Raw genomic sequence first — 16,767 nt, 5'->3', positions numbered from 1 at the left:
CGGCCGCCGGGTGAGCGGGCGTCAGGAGGGGGAGGCGTAGGACTGCCGCTCGTCCTCGCCGATCTCGCGGATGACGCGGCACGGGTTGCCGGCTGCGAAGACCCCGTCCGGCACGTCGCGCGTGACGACGCTTCCCGCACCGATGACCGTGCGCGATCCGATGGTGACGCCGGGCAGGATCAGGGCTCCCCCGCCGACCCACACGTCGGAGCCGATGTCGATCGGCTTGCCGTATTCCTGCTTCCGGCGAAGGGCCGCGTCGAGCGGATGCATCGGCGTCAGGATCTGGACGCCCGGCCCGAACAGCGTGTAGTCGCCGATGCGCACCCGGCAGACATCGAGGACGACACAGTTGAAGTTGAAGAACACCCGCTCGCCCAATTCGATGTTCGAACCATAGTCGCAGTAGAACGGCGGCTGCATCCAGACCGTGTCGCCGCCCTTGCCGAAGATCCGCCTGCACAGGTCGCGGCGCAGGACCTCATCCGCATCGCGCGACGCGTTCAGCGCCTGGCACAGCTCCCTGACGCGGTTGCGGTCGGCCACCAGTTCGGGATCGAGGGCGTCGTAGAGGTCACCAGCCAGCATCTTTTCACGTTCGGTGCGCATCGGGCATCCTCCTGGTCATGGATCGACATGGCGAGAGCCGGAAAATCGTGGGAGCTGAAAAGCCTGGAGGCCGAAGCGGGCCTTTCGCCGGCGGATGGCCGGCACCCATCCGCCGGGCCGGCCCGCCGCCAGAGGGTTTCGGCCCTCACGGCTGTTGTGTACATATGTACATAACAGCTCCGGCCTTGCCAACCCCCTCCGTTCCGCGGATCCCGCCCTTCCCCAGGAGCATCGGTTTGCCCTCGCCCAAACGCCGCTACGACCCCGACCGCCGCGCCCGCATCCTCCAGGCGACCCTCGACGTCGTCGCCGAGCATGGCGTCGCCGGCACGACGCACCGCCGGGTCGCGGCGGCGGCGGACGTGCCGCTCGGTTCGATGACCTATCACTTCGCGGGCATGGACGAGCTGCTGACGGAGGCCTTCACCCTTCTTGCCGACCAAGTGTCGGGCCGCTTCACCGAGCGGCTCGCCGCCGCCTCGACGCTCGACGACGCCTGCGAGGCGGTGGTCGACCTCATCGTCGACGAAAGCTGGGCCACGCCGCGCAACATGCTGCTCAGCTACGAGCTGTACGCCTACGCCGCCCGCAATCCCCCCCTGCGCGGGGTCATGCAGGCGTGGATGGAGAAGAGCCGCGCGGCGCTGCGGCAGCATTTCACGGCCGAGACCGCCAAGGTGCTGGATGCCGTGATCGAGGGACTGTCCATCCACCGCTCGGTGGATGCGCACCCCGCGACGCGCGAAGAGGTCCGGGCGATCGTCCGGCGGCTTGTGTGACGGCAACCCGTCAGGCGGCAGGTCCCGCCCCGACCGCCCCGGCCGCCAGCGCGTCATGCTCCAAATCGTCGACCGCGAGGTTCTTGGCCTTGGCCTCCACCTCGAAATCGGCCCAGGCGAGATGGTCGGCGACCAGCCGGTTGAGGGCATGGTTCCACATACGCTGGGAATGGGCGCGCAGGTCGCGGACGGTCAGCCCGCGCGCTGCCAGGACCGGGTAATCCGGCAGCCGGTCGGCCGGCCAGTCGGCCAGCAGCTCCTCGCGCGACACGCTGACATGCGCCACCGGACGCACGCCGCGCCAGGATGCCACGATGGCGCCGATGCGGGGATCGTCGGGACGGATGTAGTCGCCCTGGCTCTTGACCCAGTGGTGATGGATGTCGAGCACCACCGGCACCGCATCGGCCAGCGGCAGCAGGTCGTCCAGCCCGAAGGACAGCTCGTCGTTCTCGACGGTCACCAGGTTGCGCGCATCCTCCGACAGGCGGGCCAGGCCGCGACGGAAACCCGCAGTCCCCTCACTGCGCCCGCCGCCATGGATGTTGACGTGGGCGCCCTTGGGATGCCAGCCGCCGGCCAGCCCCATCATGCGCAGCACGTCGGCATGGTATTCCAGCTCCGCCACCGAATTGTCGAGCGTCGCCGGGTTGGCGCTGTTGAGGACGCAGTACTGGTCGGGATGCAGGCCGATGCGGATGCCGGCCGCCGCCGCCTTGCGCCCGGCATGCTCCAGCCCGTTGCGCACCAGCGCCTGGATGCCGGGCTGGCGGTAGAGCGGCCGCCCGACCTCGTGGGTGTAGGCCGGCAGCAGGCCGCTGTTCACCCGCAGCAGACGGCGGTAGGCGGGATGCCGCGCCACTTCGTCGAGCTGCAGGTGCAGCGATTGCAGGTTGCGGCGCAGCACCTCGGCCAGCTTCTCCTCGGCGCGGGCCGGGGACAGGCGGCTCAGGGTGGCGATGGTGACGGTGCCGGGGTTCATCCGCTTGGCTGCCGCCGCGTCGCCGTCCGGCGGCACGAACTGGCAGCACCAGCCGAAGCGGGCATCGGCCGAGGCGGACGGCGCGGAGGGAGAGGCAGCGGAGGGAGCCATGGGAGCCGCAGGCTGTGGGGACCGGGTCCCTTGATATGGAGCGGCGGCGGCGGCGGTCCACCTTGCGCTCCGAAGCCTCGCGGCGGCCGGGCGTCGCGCGCGCCCCATGCATCAGCATTTACCCGCCGGGACTTGGGCTGGAGGGCTTTCCGTCATTCCCGAAGGCGCGGAGGCGCTGACTTTGCCCCCACCTAGCCTCCCCCGCCGGGCGTGGTGATTGACTCCACCGGGCTGAAGGTAACCGCGAAAGGCGAGTGCTTGCGGGACGAACGGCGGTGCCCATAAACTGCTACCCTGATGGCGGCGGATGACGGCCACAGCCCTACCAGACCGTCCACCCAACGCAAATCCTCTGTTCAGCCTAAAGTAGCATTTCGCCAGCACGAGGTGGCGCGGCCAAGCGACAAACAGCTCTCGGAGTTGTGCACACGAAACGTCGAAGAGCCCCCCATCTCAAGCCGATCGACATCGAAAGAGCATTTCGGTGCAAACTCCCCTGTCGGGCGGCCGACGGACCGTCGCGAAGACGCCGCAAGAGGCGACGCCGTCATCCCGCCTCGGAATCCCGCTTCAGCAACCATTCGAGGAAAACCCGGCCAGTGCGATCTTTCGCGGTGCCCGCACTGTAAAGGACGTGGAAACCGGGCCCAACCAACCTGTGTTGCGGAAAGGGCGCGACAAGCCGCCCTGCGGCGAGATCATCCTTGATCAGTGCATAGGGGCCGATCGCCGCACCCAGGCCGCTGATCGCGGCCTGGAGCGACAGGAAGAAGTGATCGAAGAACGGTCCGGCGATCGCTTCGGGTGTTGCCACGTGGGTGGTCCTGAACCACCGTGTCCATGCGTCGGGCCGCGACTTCAAATGCAGGAGCGGCACCTCGAGCAGATCCTCGGGAGACGCGATACGCTTCTGCTCCAGCAAGGTCGGGCTCAGCACGACGGTCGACACGTCATCGAGAAAACGCTGGCACACATGGTCGGGGCGTCTCATGACGTCGCGCCGGACAACGAAGTCGACCGGCTCGTTGAGATGGCCGATCCCATCCGTCGCCGAGGTCGAGATGCGCAGCTCGATCGAAGGGTTGGCAAGCTGAAATGCCGAGATTTGAGGAATCAGCCACCGCAGTGCGAAGGATGGGGTCGCGTCGACCTTCAGCACCCGCCCGTAGGTCCGGTGCGACAGTTGCTCCGAGGCGATGGCGAGGCGGTCGAAACAGGATCGCACATCCTCCAGGAACGCGGTGGCCCCCGGCGTCGGACTGATGCCGCGTCCCGAGCGCACGAAAAGGGGCTGCCCGAAGTGATCTTCCAACTGCTTGATCTGCTGGCTCACGGCGCTGTGGGAAACCCCAAGCTCTTCCGCGGCTCTGGTCACGCTTGCGTGGCGTGCCACCACCTCGAAGACCCTGAGCGCGCGGAGCGGTGGAAGGCGTCTCATTCCCAAGCCTCCTAACAGGTCGGTCAGATTTTCGAACTGGAGCGCCGACTGATTTTCTTACATACAGACATCGTGCGGCGCAACCGCCCATCAAAGAAAAATAATATCTTTCAACACGGTAGCTGCTGGTACCGAGCAGCGGCCGTGCGGTCGTGCGTCAGATCCACGATGCCCGTCGCGATCCGATTCCGAAGAACAGGGAAAATTCATGGCTGCAATCACCATCAGCAAGGTGTCGAAAGCCTACGGCAAGGCGGCTGTGCTCCAAGGCGTCGAGCTCGCAATCGAAAATGGCACGTTCTTTACGCTTCTCGGGCCAAGCGGCTGCGGGAAAACCACGTTGCTGCGAACCATCGCCGGCTTCATCTCTCCCGACACGGGGAAAATTCTCTTCGACGGCGAAGACGTGACCCGCGTGCCGGTCCATCGCCGGGACATCGGTATGGTGTTCCAGGATTACGCGCTGTTCCCCGACAAAACGGTGTTTGCCAACGTCGCCTACGGTTTGCGCGCCCGGGGCCATGACCGGAGCACCGTCGAGAAAAGCGTCGCCGCGCACCTCGACCGGGTCGGCTTGGCGCATCTCGGCGACCGGTACCCGGCCGAACTCTCCGGCGGGCAACGCCAGCGCGCCGCGCTGGCCCGCGCGCTCGTCATCCGCCCGCGCGTGCTCCTGATGGACGAGCCGCTGTCGAACCTCGACGCGAAGCTGCGCGTCACCATGCGGGAAACCATCCTCGACCTTCAGCGGGCGTCCCGGACCACCACCATCTTCGTGACGCACGATCAGGAAGAGGCTCTGTCGATGTCCGACCGGATCGCCATTCTCGATCGCGGCGTCATCGCGCAGGTGGGCACGCCGGAGGATCTCTACGAACGGCCGGCCAATGCCTATGTCGCCGATTTCATCGGGGCCGCCAACGTGCTGCCGGTGCGGATCCTGCGGGCGGCGGGCGAAGGCCACGTCATCGCCGCGATCGCCGGACACGAGTTGTGCTGCCTGGGCAGCGGCACGGCGCGCGGTGGCGAAGACGGCAAACTCATTGCCCGGCCCGAATTGCTGGTGCTGGGCGAAGCCGAAGCGGCGCCCGGCACGCCGAACGTGCTCAAGGGCCAAGTTGCACGGCGGCAATATCTCGGCGCCCGCACGGTCTACACGGTGCGAATCGGCAACGAGCTCACGATCACGGCGGAGCGGCACGCCGGCGCCACGCACCAGCCCCTGCTGGCGCCCGGCCAGCCGGTGGACGTGGTCGTGCCGAGGACATCCCGCGTCGTGGCAGCCTGAAGGGAGGCGTATCCATGCGACAGCGTATTCTGCCCTGGGGCGCCCTGACCACCCTGTGCATCGCGATCAACGCCCTGTTCGTGCTCTTTCCTCTGCTGACGCTGGTGGGAAACAGCTTCAGCGGCGCCGACGGCATCGGCTTCGACGGGCTTGCGAGGTTCCTGGCGACTCCCGATTACCTCCGAGGCCTGCGCAACACGGTGGTGCTCGGCGTCGCGGTCACCGTCGCCGCGACTCTCGTGGGCGTGCCCTTCGCCTACATCGTGGCGCGCTATGATTTCCCGCTGAAGAACTTCGTAGCGCTTCTGCCGGTCGCCACCATCATCATTCCAGAAGTCATCACCTGCCAGTCCTGGCTTCTGGTGCTCGGCAACAACGGCTTCGTCACCAAGGCCCTGCGTGACTCGGCGGGGATCGAGCTTCCAAGCTTCTACGGGTGGGGCGGCATGATCTTCGTCATGACGCTGGTGTACTACACCTACATCTATCTGGGCACGCTCGCCGCGTTGCGTGGATTTGATGGCCAGTTGGAAGAGGCGAGCCGGTCGCTCGGGCGCACCCCGGTCGAGACCGTGTTCCGGGTGGTGATTCCCACCGTTGCGCCCGCCATTCTCGTCAACGCGATGGTGGTCTTCACCCTGGTCGTCGGAAATTTCGCGGTCTCGATCATCCTGGGCAACCGCATCCCGCTGCTCTCGATCCAGACCTACAACGCCTTCGTCAACGAGATGGGGGGCAGTCCGGTCATGCAGAGCACGCTCTCCCTGGTGATGATCACGCTGGTCGCCATCGTGCTGTTCGTGCAGAAGCGGTTTGTCGAGCGGCGGCTCGTGCAGATGGCGCAGGGGCGCGCGCCCGCTGCGGTCCGGGTCGCCTCGTGGCGGGGCATGGCCTTTGCCGGCCTCGTGCTGGTGGTCGTCCTGCTGTCGTTCCTGCCGCTCGTCACCGTGTTCGTCGCCGCCTTCAGCGAAAGCCGGGGTCCGCTCGTCCGCTGGGGCACGTTCTCGCTCGCCGGCATCGAGCGGGCGCTCACCGCAGGCGTCGACCCGATCCTGAATTCGCTCAAGTTCGCGTCGGTCGCGACGGCGGCGGGCATCGCCTTCGCGGTGTTGGCGAGCTACCTGATCGTCAAGAAGCGGTCGGCCGCGACCCAGGCGCTCGATTACCTTGTCGTGCTGCCGCTGACCATCTCCGGCACCGTGCTGGGCATCGCGCTGGTGCAGGCCTTCAACAGCGGCAGCATGGTCCTCACCGGCACCGCGCTCATCATGATCGTCACCTATGTGGTGCGCCGGATGCCCTTCTCGATCCGTTCGGCCGCGTCCTCGCTCTACAACATTCCGGACTCGCTGGAGGAGGCGTCGATCAGCCTCGGCGTCCCTCCCTTGAAGACCTTCCTCAAGGTCGTCGTTCCCGTGATGTGGGCTTCCGTCGCGTCCGCCTTCGTCCTGATGTGGGCGAGCACGCTGTCGGAGCTCAGCGCCTCCATCGTCGTCTACGGCGGCGGTCTGGAAACGCTGCCCATCGCGATCTTTCGCCAAGTCGACAGCGGCCGCATGGGGCCGGCTTCGGCCTACGCCGCCGTGCTTGTCGTCCTCATCGTCGTGCCGATCGCGCTGAGCGTGAAGCTGCTCCGCATCCGGCTGTTCGCCACCAAGTGAAGGATCGAAAACATGCTTGATCGCCGCAGCTTTGTCCTTGCCGCCGGTGCCGGCCTTTGCACCGCCGGCTTCGCGTCGGCCTCCCTTGGGCAGCAGGGCGCGGGCAAGGTCGTCCTGTACACCTCGAACAACACCGAGGTCGTCCAGAGCGCCCTCGACGTCGTCCGGACGCGAATCCCCGACCTGCGGGTGGAGCAGGTCACCGGCGGCACCGGCATGCTGATGAAGCGCATCGAAGCGGAGGCCACGAGCCCCGCGGGCGACGTGTTCTGGAGCGGCGGGTTCGGCACGCTCGGCGCCTATGTCGGGCATTTCGAAAGCTACCGCTCGCCCGAGGTCGCCGCGATCCCCCAGAACCTGCACGGTCCCGGCGGTCTTTGGACCGGGACCAACGTTCACGTCATGCTGTTCATGGCGAACGAAAGCCGCGCCGGCGGGGCTTCCCTTCCGAAATCCTGGACGGACCTGTTCGACCCCCGATGGAACGGGAAGGTCGCCATGACCGACCCGAACAACTCCAGCTTCACCTACATCACCGTTTACGCCCTCCTGCAGAGGTTCGGCGTCGAGGGGTTGCGCAAGCTTGCCGCCAACCTCGTGATCACCGGCACGACCGGGCAGACGAACAAAGGCGTTTCCGACGGAGAATACGCCCTCGGCATCACCTCCGAAGCCGCAGCCTACGAGTATGTCGCCGCCGAGCAACCAGGCATCTCGCTGATCTACCCGGCAGAGGGCGCCGTGCTGTCGCCGGAGGGGGTGGTGCTCATCAAGGGCGCCAGGAACCCGGACGCCGCCCGCCGGCTCTACGACGCCTTCCTCTCGAAGGAGGTGCAGGAGGCTGTCCTCAAGACGACGTACCGGCGCCCGTCCCGCGCGGACATCAGGGTCTCGTCCATCGTCAAGCTGCCGGACATGGCCGACATCGCCCTGCTCGACGTCGACCAGAGCGCCGCCTCCCAGGATCGCGAGGAGGTGCTGAAGGTGTGGAACACCATCGTCGCCGACGCCCGGCGCTGACCAACGCCAAACAGCGGCGCGGGCTCGCGCCGCCACTCTTTCATCAAGGAAAATCATGGGAATCGTCGCCAACCACGTCAAAGCCGTTCGTCCTTCGGAAACGAAGGCGATGACGGCCCGCGCCGCTGCGCTCAAGGCGCAAGGGCGGGAGATCATCACGTTGAGCCAGGGCGAGCCGGATTTCGATACGCCGGATAACGTTCTTGAAGCCGGCATCCAGGCGATCCGCTCCGGAAAGACGCGCTACACGGCGGTCGCCGGCATCACTCCGCTGAGGGAGGCGATCCGCGACAAGCTGAAGCGCGACAACAGCCTCGATTACGACGTCGACCAGATCACCGTCGGATGCGGTGCCAAGCAGGTGGTGTTCAACGGCCTGTTCGCCAGCCTGAATCCAGGCGACGAGGTGGTCATCCCCAGCCCCTGCTGGGTGTCCTATCCCGACATGGTGCGGCTCGCCGGCGGAACGCCGGTCATGGCGGAATGCTCGGAAGTCCTGGACTTCAAACTCGGGCCTGAGAGCCTCGAGGCGGCCATCAGCCCGCGCACGAAGTGGCTGATGCTGAACTCCCCGCTGAACCCCACCGGAGCGGTCTACAGCGCCGCGGATTTGTCCCGCCTCGCCGAGGTGCTGCGCAGACACCCTCACGTCTGGGTGCTGGCCGACGACATCTACGAGAAGCTCGTCTACCCGCCGGCCCGCTTCGCGACCATGGCCGAGATCGCCCCCGACCTCCATGACCGCACGCTCACCATCAACGGCGTTTCCAAGGCCAACTGCATGACCGGTTGGCGGGTTGGTTACGGCGCCGGTCCCATCGAGCTCATCAAGGCGATGAACACGATCCAGGGGCAGACCTCGTCGCACACGAGTTCGATCTCGCAGCATGCCGCGATCGAGGCGATCGCCGGCGACCAATCCTACATAGCCGGCTTCGTCGCCGAATTCCAACGGCGCCGGGACCTTGTCGTGGCGCGGCTGAACGAGGCCCCCGGTTTGCGGTGCCGGACGCCGGAGGGTGCGTTCTACGTCTACCCGAACTGCGCCGGCGTGATCGGCAAGCGCACGCCCTCTGGCGACACCATCACGTCGGACACCGACTTCGCCATGCATCTGCTCGACGCCGCCGGGGTCGCGGTGGTGCCCGGCTCCGGCTTCATGGCTTCGCCCTACATCCGGATCTCCTACGCCTCCTCCTTCGAGGAGCTCGAGCGTGCCTGCGACAAGATCATCAAAGCCTGCGCGGATCTGCGTTGAAGGATAATGACATGACCACCAAGAGCAAGAGCCGCATCCTGCGCGACGCGATGGCCGACAAGGGCCTCGTCCACATCATGGCCTCACACGCGCCGCTGTCGGCGCGGCTTGCCGAGGAGGCCGGGTTCGACGGCGTCTGGGCGAGCGGGTTCGAACTGTCCGCGCTCTACGGTCTTCCGGACGTGAGTCTGGTTTCCATGACCCAGCACCTCGACATGATGCGCGCCATGTCGGAACAGATGGACCTGCCGATCGTCGCCGACATCGACACAGGGTTCGGCAACGCCGTCAACGTGATCTACGCGGTCGAGCAATACGAAGCGGCGGGCGCCGCAGCGGTCGTCATCGAGGACAAATCCTTCCCCAAGGTCACCAGCCTCGTTGCCGACGGCCGCCAGGAGTTGCTGCGGATCGAGGAGTTCCAGGGCAAGATCGAGGCCGCCTGCAAGACCCGCAAGGATCCCGACTTCCTCATCGTCGCCCGCGACGAGGCGCTCATCGCCGGCCTGGGCGAGCCGGAGGCGCTCAAACGGGCTGCAGCCTACGAGGAGGCGGGCGCCGACATGATCCTGATCCATTCCAAGAAGAAGACCCCTGACGAGGTCGAAAGCTTCGTCAACGCCTGGCATGGAAGGGCGCCGGTCGTCATCGTGCCGACCGCCTATCCTGAGATGAACGCGGAACGGATCCGCGCGCTCGGCAAGATCCGAATGGTCATCTACGGCAACCACGCCATCCGCGCGTCGGTGACGGCCATGCAGAAGACCTTCTCCGCCATCATCAGGGATGGCGGCATCCAGAAGGTCAATGAAGAGATCGTGTCGGTCGAGGAAATCTTCCGTCTCCAGAGAATGGACCGGGTGAAGGCGCACGAGCGGGCCTTTCTCCGCTGACGGCGACGGGACGGAGGCCCCCTCGTCCTTGCGACGGTTCCGGGGGGCCGCTTTCCCGGCGGCAGCGGCCCTACGTCAGTCCCATCAACTCTCGCGCCAGGACGGGCGAGTGGGCGCGGCGCAGCCGGTTTCCGACCCGGTCGGTCAGGCGATGACGAGTATCTCGCGCAAAGCGGCGGCTGAACCGCGCCAAGGCGGACAGGCAGCCGCCGCCGATCATGGCGGCGATCATGGGGCGGTCATGGTAGACCCGGCCCAGCACATGGACGCCGGGTTCGGGAACCGACGTCCACAGCGCATACGGGGCGGCCTCGCGATCGGCGATCATGGTGACCATAGCCCCCTCCCGAGGCCCTCTCCAAGGCTCTGCTTAGCCGCCTCGGCCGTCTCGATCCAGCGGTGCGCTTCGCGATCCTCGAACGCAGCCTTGGAGTGGGTCCTCTTCTTGCGGCCATTGGCGTCACGCCTGACCGGCGGCTTCTCCGGCCGGGTCCGAAGCTGTCCGGCAAGCAGGCCCGGACAGTCCTGCGTCTCGGCATAGACGGCGATCATCGCGTGGAGCAGGACGGCCCCGCACAAGCCGCCACCGCCACTTCGGCCCAGCCTGCGACGATAGGCTCGGCCGTTACCTTCGGGTTGTGAAGCGGATGGTGGAAGCCCACCTTGATCCGGCGCTCTCCTTCCGCCAGACGGTTTAGGCACACGGCTTCCCAAACGCACCATGCGTCCGAGAAGCGACGCGCCCGATTATCCAGGCGACGATTCCCCAACCAACCACACAATCGCCGGCGAGCATCCCGCCATCCGTCACCGCTGCGAGACCGATCCGGCGGCGGCGACCACAAGGGGGGCGAAGCGCCCCTCCATCTCCTCGGGCGTGAAGCGGGCGCGCGAGACGGCGATGTTGATGGCGCCCAGCGGAACGCCGCCCGGCCCGCGGATCGCCGCCGCCACCGACAGGTCGCCATGGTAATATTCCTCGAAGGCGGTGGCGTAGCCGCGCACCGCCGCACCGGCGATCTTGGCCAGCAGATCCTCGCGCCGCCAGGTGGTGTGCGGCGTGTAGGCCTGGAGATCCATGCGGTCGACCAGGCCGGCGGCCTCCGCCGCCGGCAGGCGCGACAGGATGGCGATGCCGGGCGCCGTGCAGTAGGCCGGCATCCGCGTGCCGACGATGACGTCGGTGTTCAGGACGTGCCGGCTCATGAAGCGCGACACGAAGACGATCTCCGTCCGGTCGAGGACGGTCAGGTTGATCGTCTCCTCCGTCGTCTTGCTGAGATGCATCAGGTAGGGCATCGCCCGTTCCAGCAGCGCGTTGCTGCGCAGGTAATGGTGCGCGAGGTCGAGCGTGCGGATGGTCAGCTCAAACCGCTTGGTCACCGGGTCCTTGTACAGGTAGCCCAGCCTTTCCAGCGTGTAGGTGAAGCGCTGCGCCGCGCTCTTGTCCATGCCGACGGCGGCGGCGACCTGGGTCAGGCTCATGGTCGGACGGGTGTGGTCGAAGGCGTGCAGCACGCGGAACGCCTTGTCCACCGACATCACCATCAACGGATCGGCGCTGCGGGAGTCGCCCGCCCGGCCGCCGGCTCCCGCGCCGTCCGCGGCTTCGGCTGCTGTGTTGGCGGCGTTGGACGCTGGAGCGCTGGAGCGGCGCGGTGCCATGTCGATAGGTCCCGGAAGTGCGCGGTGAGAGATACCGTTGACAGGCTACCCAAAGCAAGCCAAGCTATTCAATACAAGATATTGCTATCCAATACACTTCAATCCGACGCGGCGCTCCGGCCATGGCAGCCTGCCCGGCGGGACCCGATCCGTGTCGTGCGACAGGAGCGGACCCTTGACCAACACCATCCTCACCGACATCCGCGGAGCGGTCGGCGTCATCACGCTGAACCGGCCGGAGGTGCTGAACGCCTGGAACAAGCCGATGCGCGACGCCCTGGTCGCCGCCTTCGACCGGTTCGAGGCCGACGACGCGGTCCGTGCGATCATCCTCACCGGCGCCGGCGACCGCGCCTTCGGCGCCGGCCAGGATCTGAATGAAACCAAGAGCTTCGACGCCGACCGCGCCGAGGAGTGGGTGGCGGAGTGGGAGCGGCTCTACGACCGCATGCGCAGCCTGTCGAAGCCGCTGGTCGTGGCGCTGAACGGCATCGCCGCCGGCTCCGCCTTCCAGGTGGCGCTGCTGGGCGACCTCCGGGTCGGCCATCCGGGCGTGCGCATGGGCCAGCCCGAGATCAATTCCGGCATCGCCAGCACCACCGGTCCCTGGATCATGAAGGAGATGATCGGGCTGGCCCGCACCATGGACCTGACGCTGACCGGCCGGCTGATGGACGCCGGGGAATGCCACGCCATCGGGCTGATCAACCGGCTGGTGCCGCAGGAGCGCGTGATGGACGAGGCGCTCGCCCTGGCAGGCGAACTGGCCGCCAAGCCGCCGGTCGCCATGCGGCTCGACAAGCAGCGCTTCCGCGAGATGACCGAGGCCGGCTTCCGCGACTGCCTGGCCGCCGGCGTGCGCATCCAGCGCGAAGCCTACGCCTCCGGCGAACCCGCCCGGATGATGGAGGAGTTCCTCGCCAAGCGCGCCGCCCGCAAGGCCGTCGGCGCCTGACACCGCAGGCGGGCGGCCCGTCCCGCCGACACCGGAACCGGCCGTCCGCCGGCCATCCTTTCGCACCTTGGATTTTTCTCACCACCCGAACCGGGCGCCCACAAGACCCGGTCAGCGAACAGGGAACAAGGTTATGACCAAGACCACCGATTTCACCATGAGCCGCCGCAGCCTGTTCGGCACCGCGCTGAAGGGGGCGGCCGGCGCCGCCCTGGGTGCCGCGCTGCCGGCGGCGATGATGCGGCCGGCCGCCGCCGCGGAACGCATCACCGTCGCCGACCCCGGCGGCCCCTACAGCCCGGCCTTCCGCAAGGCCTTCTACGACCCCTTCGAGAAGGCGACCGGCATCCAGGTGGTCAACGTCGCCCGCGAGGCGGAGCCGACCGCCCAGTTCAAGGCGATCGTCGAGACCGGGTCCTACAGTTGGGACGTCTGCACCCTGACGCTGTCGGCCCGCGACATCCTGGCCAAGCAGAACCTGTTGGAGCCGCTGAACCTGCCGGCGGCCGACGCTCCCGGCCTGATGCCGGAGGCGCTGACCGGCCAGTGGATGGGCACCGACGTCTATTCGACCATCCTCGGCTACCGCAGCGACAAGTTCGCGTCCAAGGCGCCGCAGAGCTGGGCCGATTTCTGGAACGTCGAGACGTTCCCCGGCCGCCGCTCGCTGCGCAAGAACCCGATCGACACGCTGGAGCAGGCGCTGCTGGCCGACGGTGTGCCGCTCGACGCGCTCTACCCGCTGGACGTCGACCGCGCCTACAAGAGCCTGGACCGCATCAGGCAGCACATCGCGGTGTGGTGGACCGGCGGCGCCCAGTCGACGCAGCTTATCCAGAGCGGCGAGGTCGACATGATCGCGCTGTGGAACGCCCGCGCCCAGGCGGCGATCGATGGCGGCGCGCCGGTGAAGATCTCCTGGGGCCAGGGCCTCTATTCGATCGAGGGCTGGGGCATCCCCAAGGGCAACCCGCGTGCCGACGCCGCCCGCCAGTTCATCAAGTTCTGCGCCGATCCCCAGCGTCAGGCGGTCTTCACCGAGGTGCTGGCCTACGGCCCGACCAACCTCAAGGCCTACGACAGCATCCCGAAGGAGCGCGCCCAGGCGCTGCCGACCTTCCCGGCCAACCTGAAGCAGATGACCATCGCCAAGGAGGACTGGTGGGGCGCCAACCGCTCGAAGATGAGCGAGCGCTTCAACGCCTGGATCCTCGGCTGACGACCGCATCAAGGAGACCCGCCGCATGTCCCCCCTCCCCGGAACGGCCCCTCCCGCCTGCAAGCTGCAGATCGACGGCCTCACCAAGAGCTACGGCAGCGTCGTCGCCCTGCAACCCACCCGTCTCGAGGTGCCGGCGGGCGAGTTCCTGACGCTGCTCGGCCCGTCGGGCTCGGGCAAGACCACGCTGCTGCAGATGATCTGCGGGCTGGTGGAGCCGAGCGGCGGGCGCATCCTGATCGACGGCCGCGACGAGACCCGCACCCCCGTCCACAAGCGCGACATCGGGCTGGTGTTCCAGCACTACGCGCTGTTCCCCCACCTGACGGTGTCCGAGAACATCGGCTTCCCCCTGCGCATGCGGGGGGTGGCCGCAGCCGACCTCGACCGCCGGGTGCGCGACGCGCTCGACATGGTGCATCTCGGCCATCTCGGCGACCGCTTCCCCAAGGAGCTGTCGGGCGGCCAGCAGCAGCGCGTGGCGCTGGCGCGCTGCTTCGTCTACCAGCCCTCGGTCATCCTGATGGACGAGCCGCTGGGGGCGCTCGACAAGAAGCTGCGCGAGCGCATGCAGTACGAGATCAAGCGCCTGCACCGCGAGACCGGCGCCACCATCATCTACGTCACCCACGACCAGGAAGAGGCGCTCGCGATGTCCGACCGCATCTGCCTGATGAACCATGCCCGCATCGAGCAGATCGGCACGCCGCACGACATCTACGCCCGGCCGAAGACCGCCTTCGCCGCCGACTTCATCGGCGTGTCGAACATCTTCCGCGGCAGCATCCAGCGCGACGACGGCGGCGCGCCGATCCTGGTGACCGGCGGCGGCCGCTTCCGCCTGTCCGCCGCGGCGCTGGCGGACGGCGCCGGCCAGGGCGAGGCGTCGCTGATCGTCCGGCCGGAACAGCTCGACCTCGACGGCGACGGCGACAACGAGGTATCGGGCCGGGTGGTCGACACCGTCTATGCCGGGTCGGAGACGCGGGTGCTGGTGGCGCTCGGCGACCAGTCCACCGTCACCGTGCGGCTGCGCCGCGGCATGGCGCCGCCGCCGCTGGGCGACGAGGTGGCGGTGCGCTGGCGCAGCGAGGCCGGGGTGCTGGTGTCATGAGCGCCGCCATCCTGCACGGCCACGCCGCGGAGACGGCACGCCGGCGCCTGCGCTTCGGCCCGCTGTGGCTGGCGGCTCCCGGCCTCGCCTTCCTCGCCGTCTTCTTCCTCTACCCGGTGCTGCGGCTGCTGGGGCTGAGCGTCCAGGACCTCGACGCCGGCACCTGGACCACCGAGCACTACACCCGCATCGCCGACACCGGCGTCTATTTCCGCGTCCTGCTCGGCACCTTCCGCATCGCCGGGCTGACGGCGCTGTTCTCGCTGCTGCTGGGCTATCCGCTGGCCTACTGGCTGGCGCAGCTTCCCGAGCGCCGCCGCGGCACCATGGTGCTGGCGGTGATGGTGCCGTTCTGGACCAGCTACCTGGTCAAGACCTTCGCCTGGATGATCATCCTGGGGCGGACCGGCGTCATCAGCCGCCTGCTGTCGGCGGGCGGCCTGCCGGCGCCGGAGATGCTGCACAACGAGTTCGGCGTGATGGTCGGCATGGTGCACGCCATGCTGCCCCTGGCGGTGCTGACCATGCTGCCGGTGATGACCGGCATCGACCGCCGGCTGGTCCAGGCGGCGGAAACGCTGGGGGCCGCCCCCGGCCACGCCTTCTGGTTGGTCTATTTCCAGCTTTCGCTGCCCGGCGTCGCCGCGGCGGGGCTGCTGACCTTCATCTCCTCGCTGGGCTTCTTCATCGTCCCGGCGCTGCTGGGCGGGCCGCAGCAGACCATGCTGGCGCAGCTCATCATCACCCAGATCCAGGAGATGCTGAACTGGGCCTTCGCCGGCGCGCTCGCCACCTTCATGCTGGCCGCCGCCCTGGTCACCTGCTGGGTCTACGACCGCGTCTTCGGCCTTTCGACCCTGTCGGGCGAGGGTTCGCGGCGGGGCTCGGGCGGCGGGCGGCTGCGCCGGCTCGGCCTGCGGCTGCTGGCCGGGATGGCCGCCGCCACCGCGCTCGCCGCCCGCCTCGCCGCCCCGGTGCTGGGCCCGCGCGGCCGTGAACGGCTGCCCGGCCTCTATTCGGCGCTGGTGATGGTGTTCCTGGTGGCGCCGGCGCTGGTCGTGGTGCCGATCGCCTTCACCAGCTCGCCCTTCCTCGACTTCCCGCCGCCGGGCTACGGGCTGAAGTGGTTCGCGGTCTATTTCCAGTCGGACCTGTGGCTGGGGGCGACGCTGCGCTCCTTCGGCGTCGCCTTCGCAACCGCCGTCCTGGCGACCCTGGTGGCGGGGCTGGCGGCGCTGGCGCTCGCCCGTTCCACCTCGCGCTGGCGCGGCACCATCTTCGCCCTGTTCCTGGCGCCGATGATCGTGCCGCGCATCGTCATCGCCGTCGGACTGTTCTATCTGTTCGCCCAGATCGGGCTGGTCGCCACCGACCTCGGCCTGGTCATCGGCCACACCGTGCTGGCCCTGCCCTTCGCCTTCGTCGCCATCGCCGCCGTGGTCAAGGGCCACGACTGGCGCCTCGACCAGGCGGCGGCGACGCTGGGTGCCAACCGGCTGCAGACGCTGCTGCGGGTGACGGTGCCGCTGATCCGCGGCGGGCTGGTCGCCGCCTTCCTGTTCGCCTTCATCACCTCCTTCGACGAGCTGACGGTGGCGATCTTCGTCAGCGGCGGCGTCAAGACCACGCTGCCCAAGCAGATGTGGGACGACATGATCCTGCAACTGAACCCGACGCTCGCCGCCGTGTCGGTCGTCGTCTTCCTCATCGTCATGGCGCTCCTGGTGATCGCCGAACGGCTGCGTCGTTCCGGCCGCTGAGCGCCCCCGCCCCTT

16 protein-coding genes are annotated in these 16,767 nt (G+C 67.9%); 10 read left to right on the top strand and 6 right to left on the bottom strand.

Annotated elements, in window-relative coordinates; all coding sequences use genetic code 11:
- Window positions 1-21: 21 nt before the first annotated feature.
- The gene (locus J2850_RS22455) at window positions 22-609 is read right to left on the bottom strand and encodes a sugar O-acetyltransferase (RefSeq protein WP_209986601.1); all 588 of its coding nucleotides are present in this window, start codon (window positions 607-609) and stop codon (window positions 22-24) included.
- Between the two features lie 236 nt (window positions 610-845).
- Here J2850_RS22455 and J2850_RS22450 point away from each other — a divergent pair, with 236 nt between their 5' ends.
- Complete coding sequence (locus J2850_RS22450; protein WP_246513369.1) at window positions 846-1,388, top strand: TetR/AcrR family transcriptional regulator; 543 nt, start codon at window positions 846-848, stop codon at window positions 1,386-1,388.
- Window positions 1,389-1,398: 10 nt separating this feature from the next.
- Here the strand turns inward: J2850_RS22450 and J2850_RS22445 are convergent, their stop codons facing one another.
- Window positions 1,399-2,481: an apurinic/apyrimidinic endonuclease family protein gene (locus J2850_RS22445; RefSeq protein WP_209986595.1), complete on the bottom strand. Its 1,083-nt coding sequence runs from the start codon at window positions 2,479-2,481 to the stop codon at window positions 1,399-1,401.
- 547 nt (window positions 2,482-3,028) lie between these two features.
- Entirely contained in the window at window positions 3,029-3,919 is an 891-nt protein-coding gene (locus tag J2850_RS22440) for a LysR substrate-binding domain-containing protein (RefSeq protein WP_209986593.1), read from the bottom strand.
- A gap of 208 nt (window positions 3,920-4,127) precedes the next feature.
- Between J2850_RS22440 and J2850_RS22435 the strand changes: the two genes are divergently transcribed.
- The 5 genes from J2850_RS22435 to J2850_RS22415 are packed head-to-tail and all read left to right on the top strand — an operon-like array spanning window position 4,128 to window position 10,039.
- Window positions 4,128-5,207 carry an ABC transporter ATP-binding protein gene (locus J2850_RS22435; RefSeq protein WP_209986589.1) on the top strand — a complete coding sequence of 360 codons (1,080 nt, stop codon included), beginning with the start codon at window positions 4,128-4,130 and terminating at the stop codon, window positions 5,205-5,207.
- A gap of 14 nt (window positions 5,208-5,221) precedes the next feature.
- Entirely contained in the window at window positions 5,222-6,868 is a 1,647-nt protein-coding gene (locus J2850_RS22430) for an ABC transporter permease (RefSeq protein WP_209986586.1), read from the top strand.
- A 12-nt stretch (window positions 6,869-6,880) separates the two neighbouring features.
- Window positions 6,881-7,888: an extracellular solute-binding protein gene (locus tag J2850_RS22425; protein ID WP_209986583.1), complete on the top strand. Its 1,008-nt coding sequence runs from the start codon at window positions 6,881-6,883 to the stop codon at window positions 7,886-7,888.
- Between the two features lie 55 nt (window positions 7,889-7,943).
- Complete coding sequence (locus J2850_RS22420) at window positions 7,944-9,146, top strand: pyridoxal phosphate-dependent aminotransferase (RefSeq protein WP_209986581.1); 1,203 nt, start codon at window positions 7,944-7,946, stop codon at window positions 9,144-9,146.
- 11 nt (window positions 9,147-9,157) lie between these two features.
- Window positions 9,158-10,039, top strand: coding sequence for a phosphonopyruvate hydrolase (locus J2850_RS22415; RefSeq protein ID WP_209986579.1), 882 nt, complete (start codon window positions 9,158-9,160; stop codon window positions 10,037-10,039).
- Between the two features lie 70 nt (window positions 10,040-10,109).
- Here J2850_RS22415 and J2850_RS22410 read toward each other — a convergent pair whose 3' ends face one another.
- The 3 genes from J2850_RS22410 to J2850_RS22400 all read right to left on the bottom strand — a co-directional run bounded on the left by J2850_RS22410 (window position 10,110) and on the right by J2850_RS22400 (window position 11,704).
- A complete protein-coding gene (locus J2850_RS22410) occupies window positions 10,110-10,376 on the bottom strand; it encodes a hypothetical protein (protein WP_209986576.1) in 267 nt (88 codons plus the stop codon).
- On the bottom strand, window positions 10,364-10,618 hold the full coding sequence (locus J2850_RS22405) for a hypothetical protein (RefSeq protein WP_209986574.1): 255 nt from the start codon (window positions 10,616-10,618) through the stop codon (window positions 10,364-10,366). Before J2850_RS22405 ends, J2850_RS22410 begins: the two co-directional genes overlap by 13 nt.
- 228 nt (window positions 10,619-10,846) lie before the next feature.
- Window positions 10,847-11,704, bottom strand: a complete 858-nt coding sequence (locus tag J2850_RS22400; RefSeq protein WP_209986571.1) for an IclR family transcriptional regulator — start codon at window positions 11,702-11,704, stop codon at window positions 10,847-10,849.
- Window positions 11,705-11,879: 175 nt separating this feature from the next.
- Here J2850_RS22400 and J2850_RS22395 point away from each other — a divergent pair, with 175 nt between their 5' ends.
- From J2850_RS22395 to J2850_RS22380, 4 genes are all read left to right on the top strand, one after another.
- Window positions 11,880-12,659 carry an enoyl-CoA hydratase/isomerase family protein gene (locus tag J2850_RS22395; RefSeq protein ID WP_209986568.1) on the top strand — a complete coding sequence of 260 codons (780 nt, stop codon included), beginning with the start codon at window positions 11,880-11,882 and terminating at the stop codon, window positions 12,657-12,659.
- 133 nt (window positions 12,660-12,792) lie between these two features.
- Entirely contained in the window at window positions 12,793-13,878 is a 1,086-nt protein-coding gene (locus tag J2850_RS22390) for an ABC transporter substrate-binding protein (protein WP_209986565.1), read from the top strand.
- A gap of 25 nt (window positions 13,879-13,903) precedes the next feature.
- Window positions 13,904-14,992: an ABC transporter ATP-binding protein gene (locus J2850_RS22385; protein ID WP_209986562.1), complete on the top strand. Its 1,089-nt coding sequence runs from the start codon at window positions 13,904-13,906 to the stop codon at window positions 14,990-14,992.
- Entirely contained in the window at window positions 14,989-16,752 is a 1,764-nt protein-coding gene (locus tag J2850_RS22380; RefSeq protein WP_209986557.1) for an ABC transporter permease subunit, read from the top strand. Before J2850_RS22385 ends, J2850_RS22380 begins: the two co-directional genes overlap by 4 nt.
- Window positions 16,753-16,767 lie beyond the last annotated feature (15 nt).

The organism is Azospirillum picis, assembly GCF_017876115.1.
In the GTDB taxonomy this organism is placed as follows: Bacteria; Pseudomonadota; Alphaproteobacteria; order Azospirillales; family Azospirillaceae; genus Azospirillum; species Azospirillum picis.
This window is presented reverse-complemented; position numbering and strand designations above follow the sequence as displayed.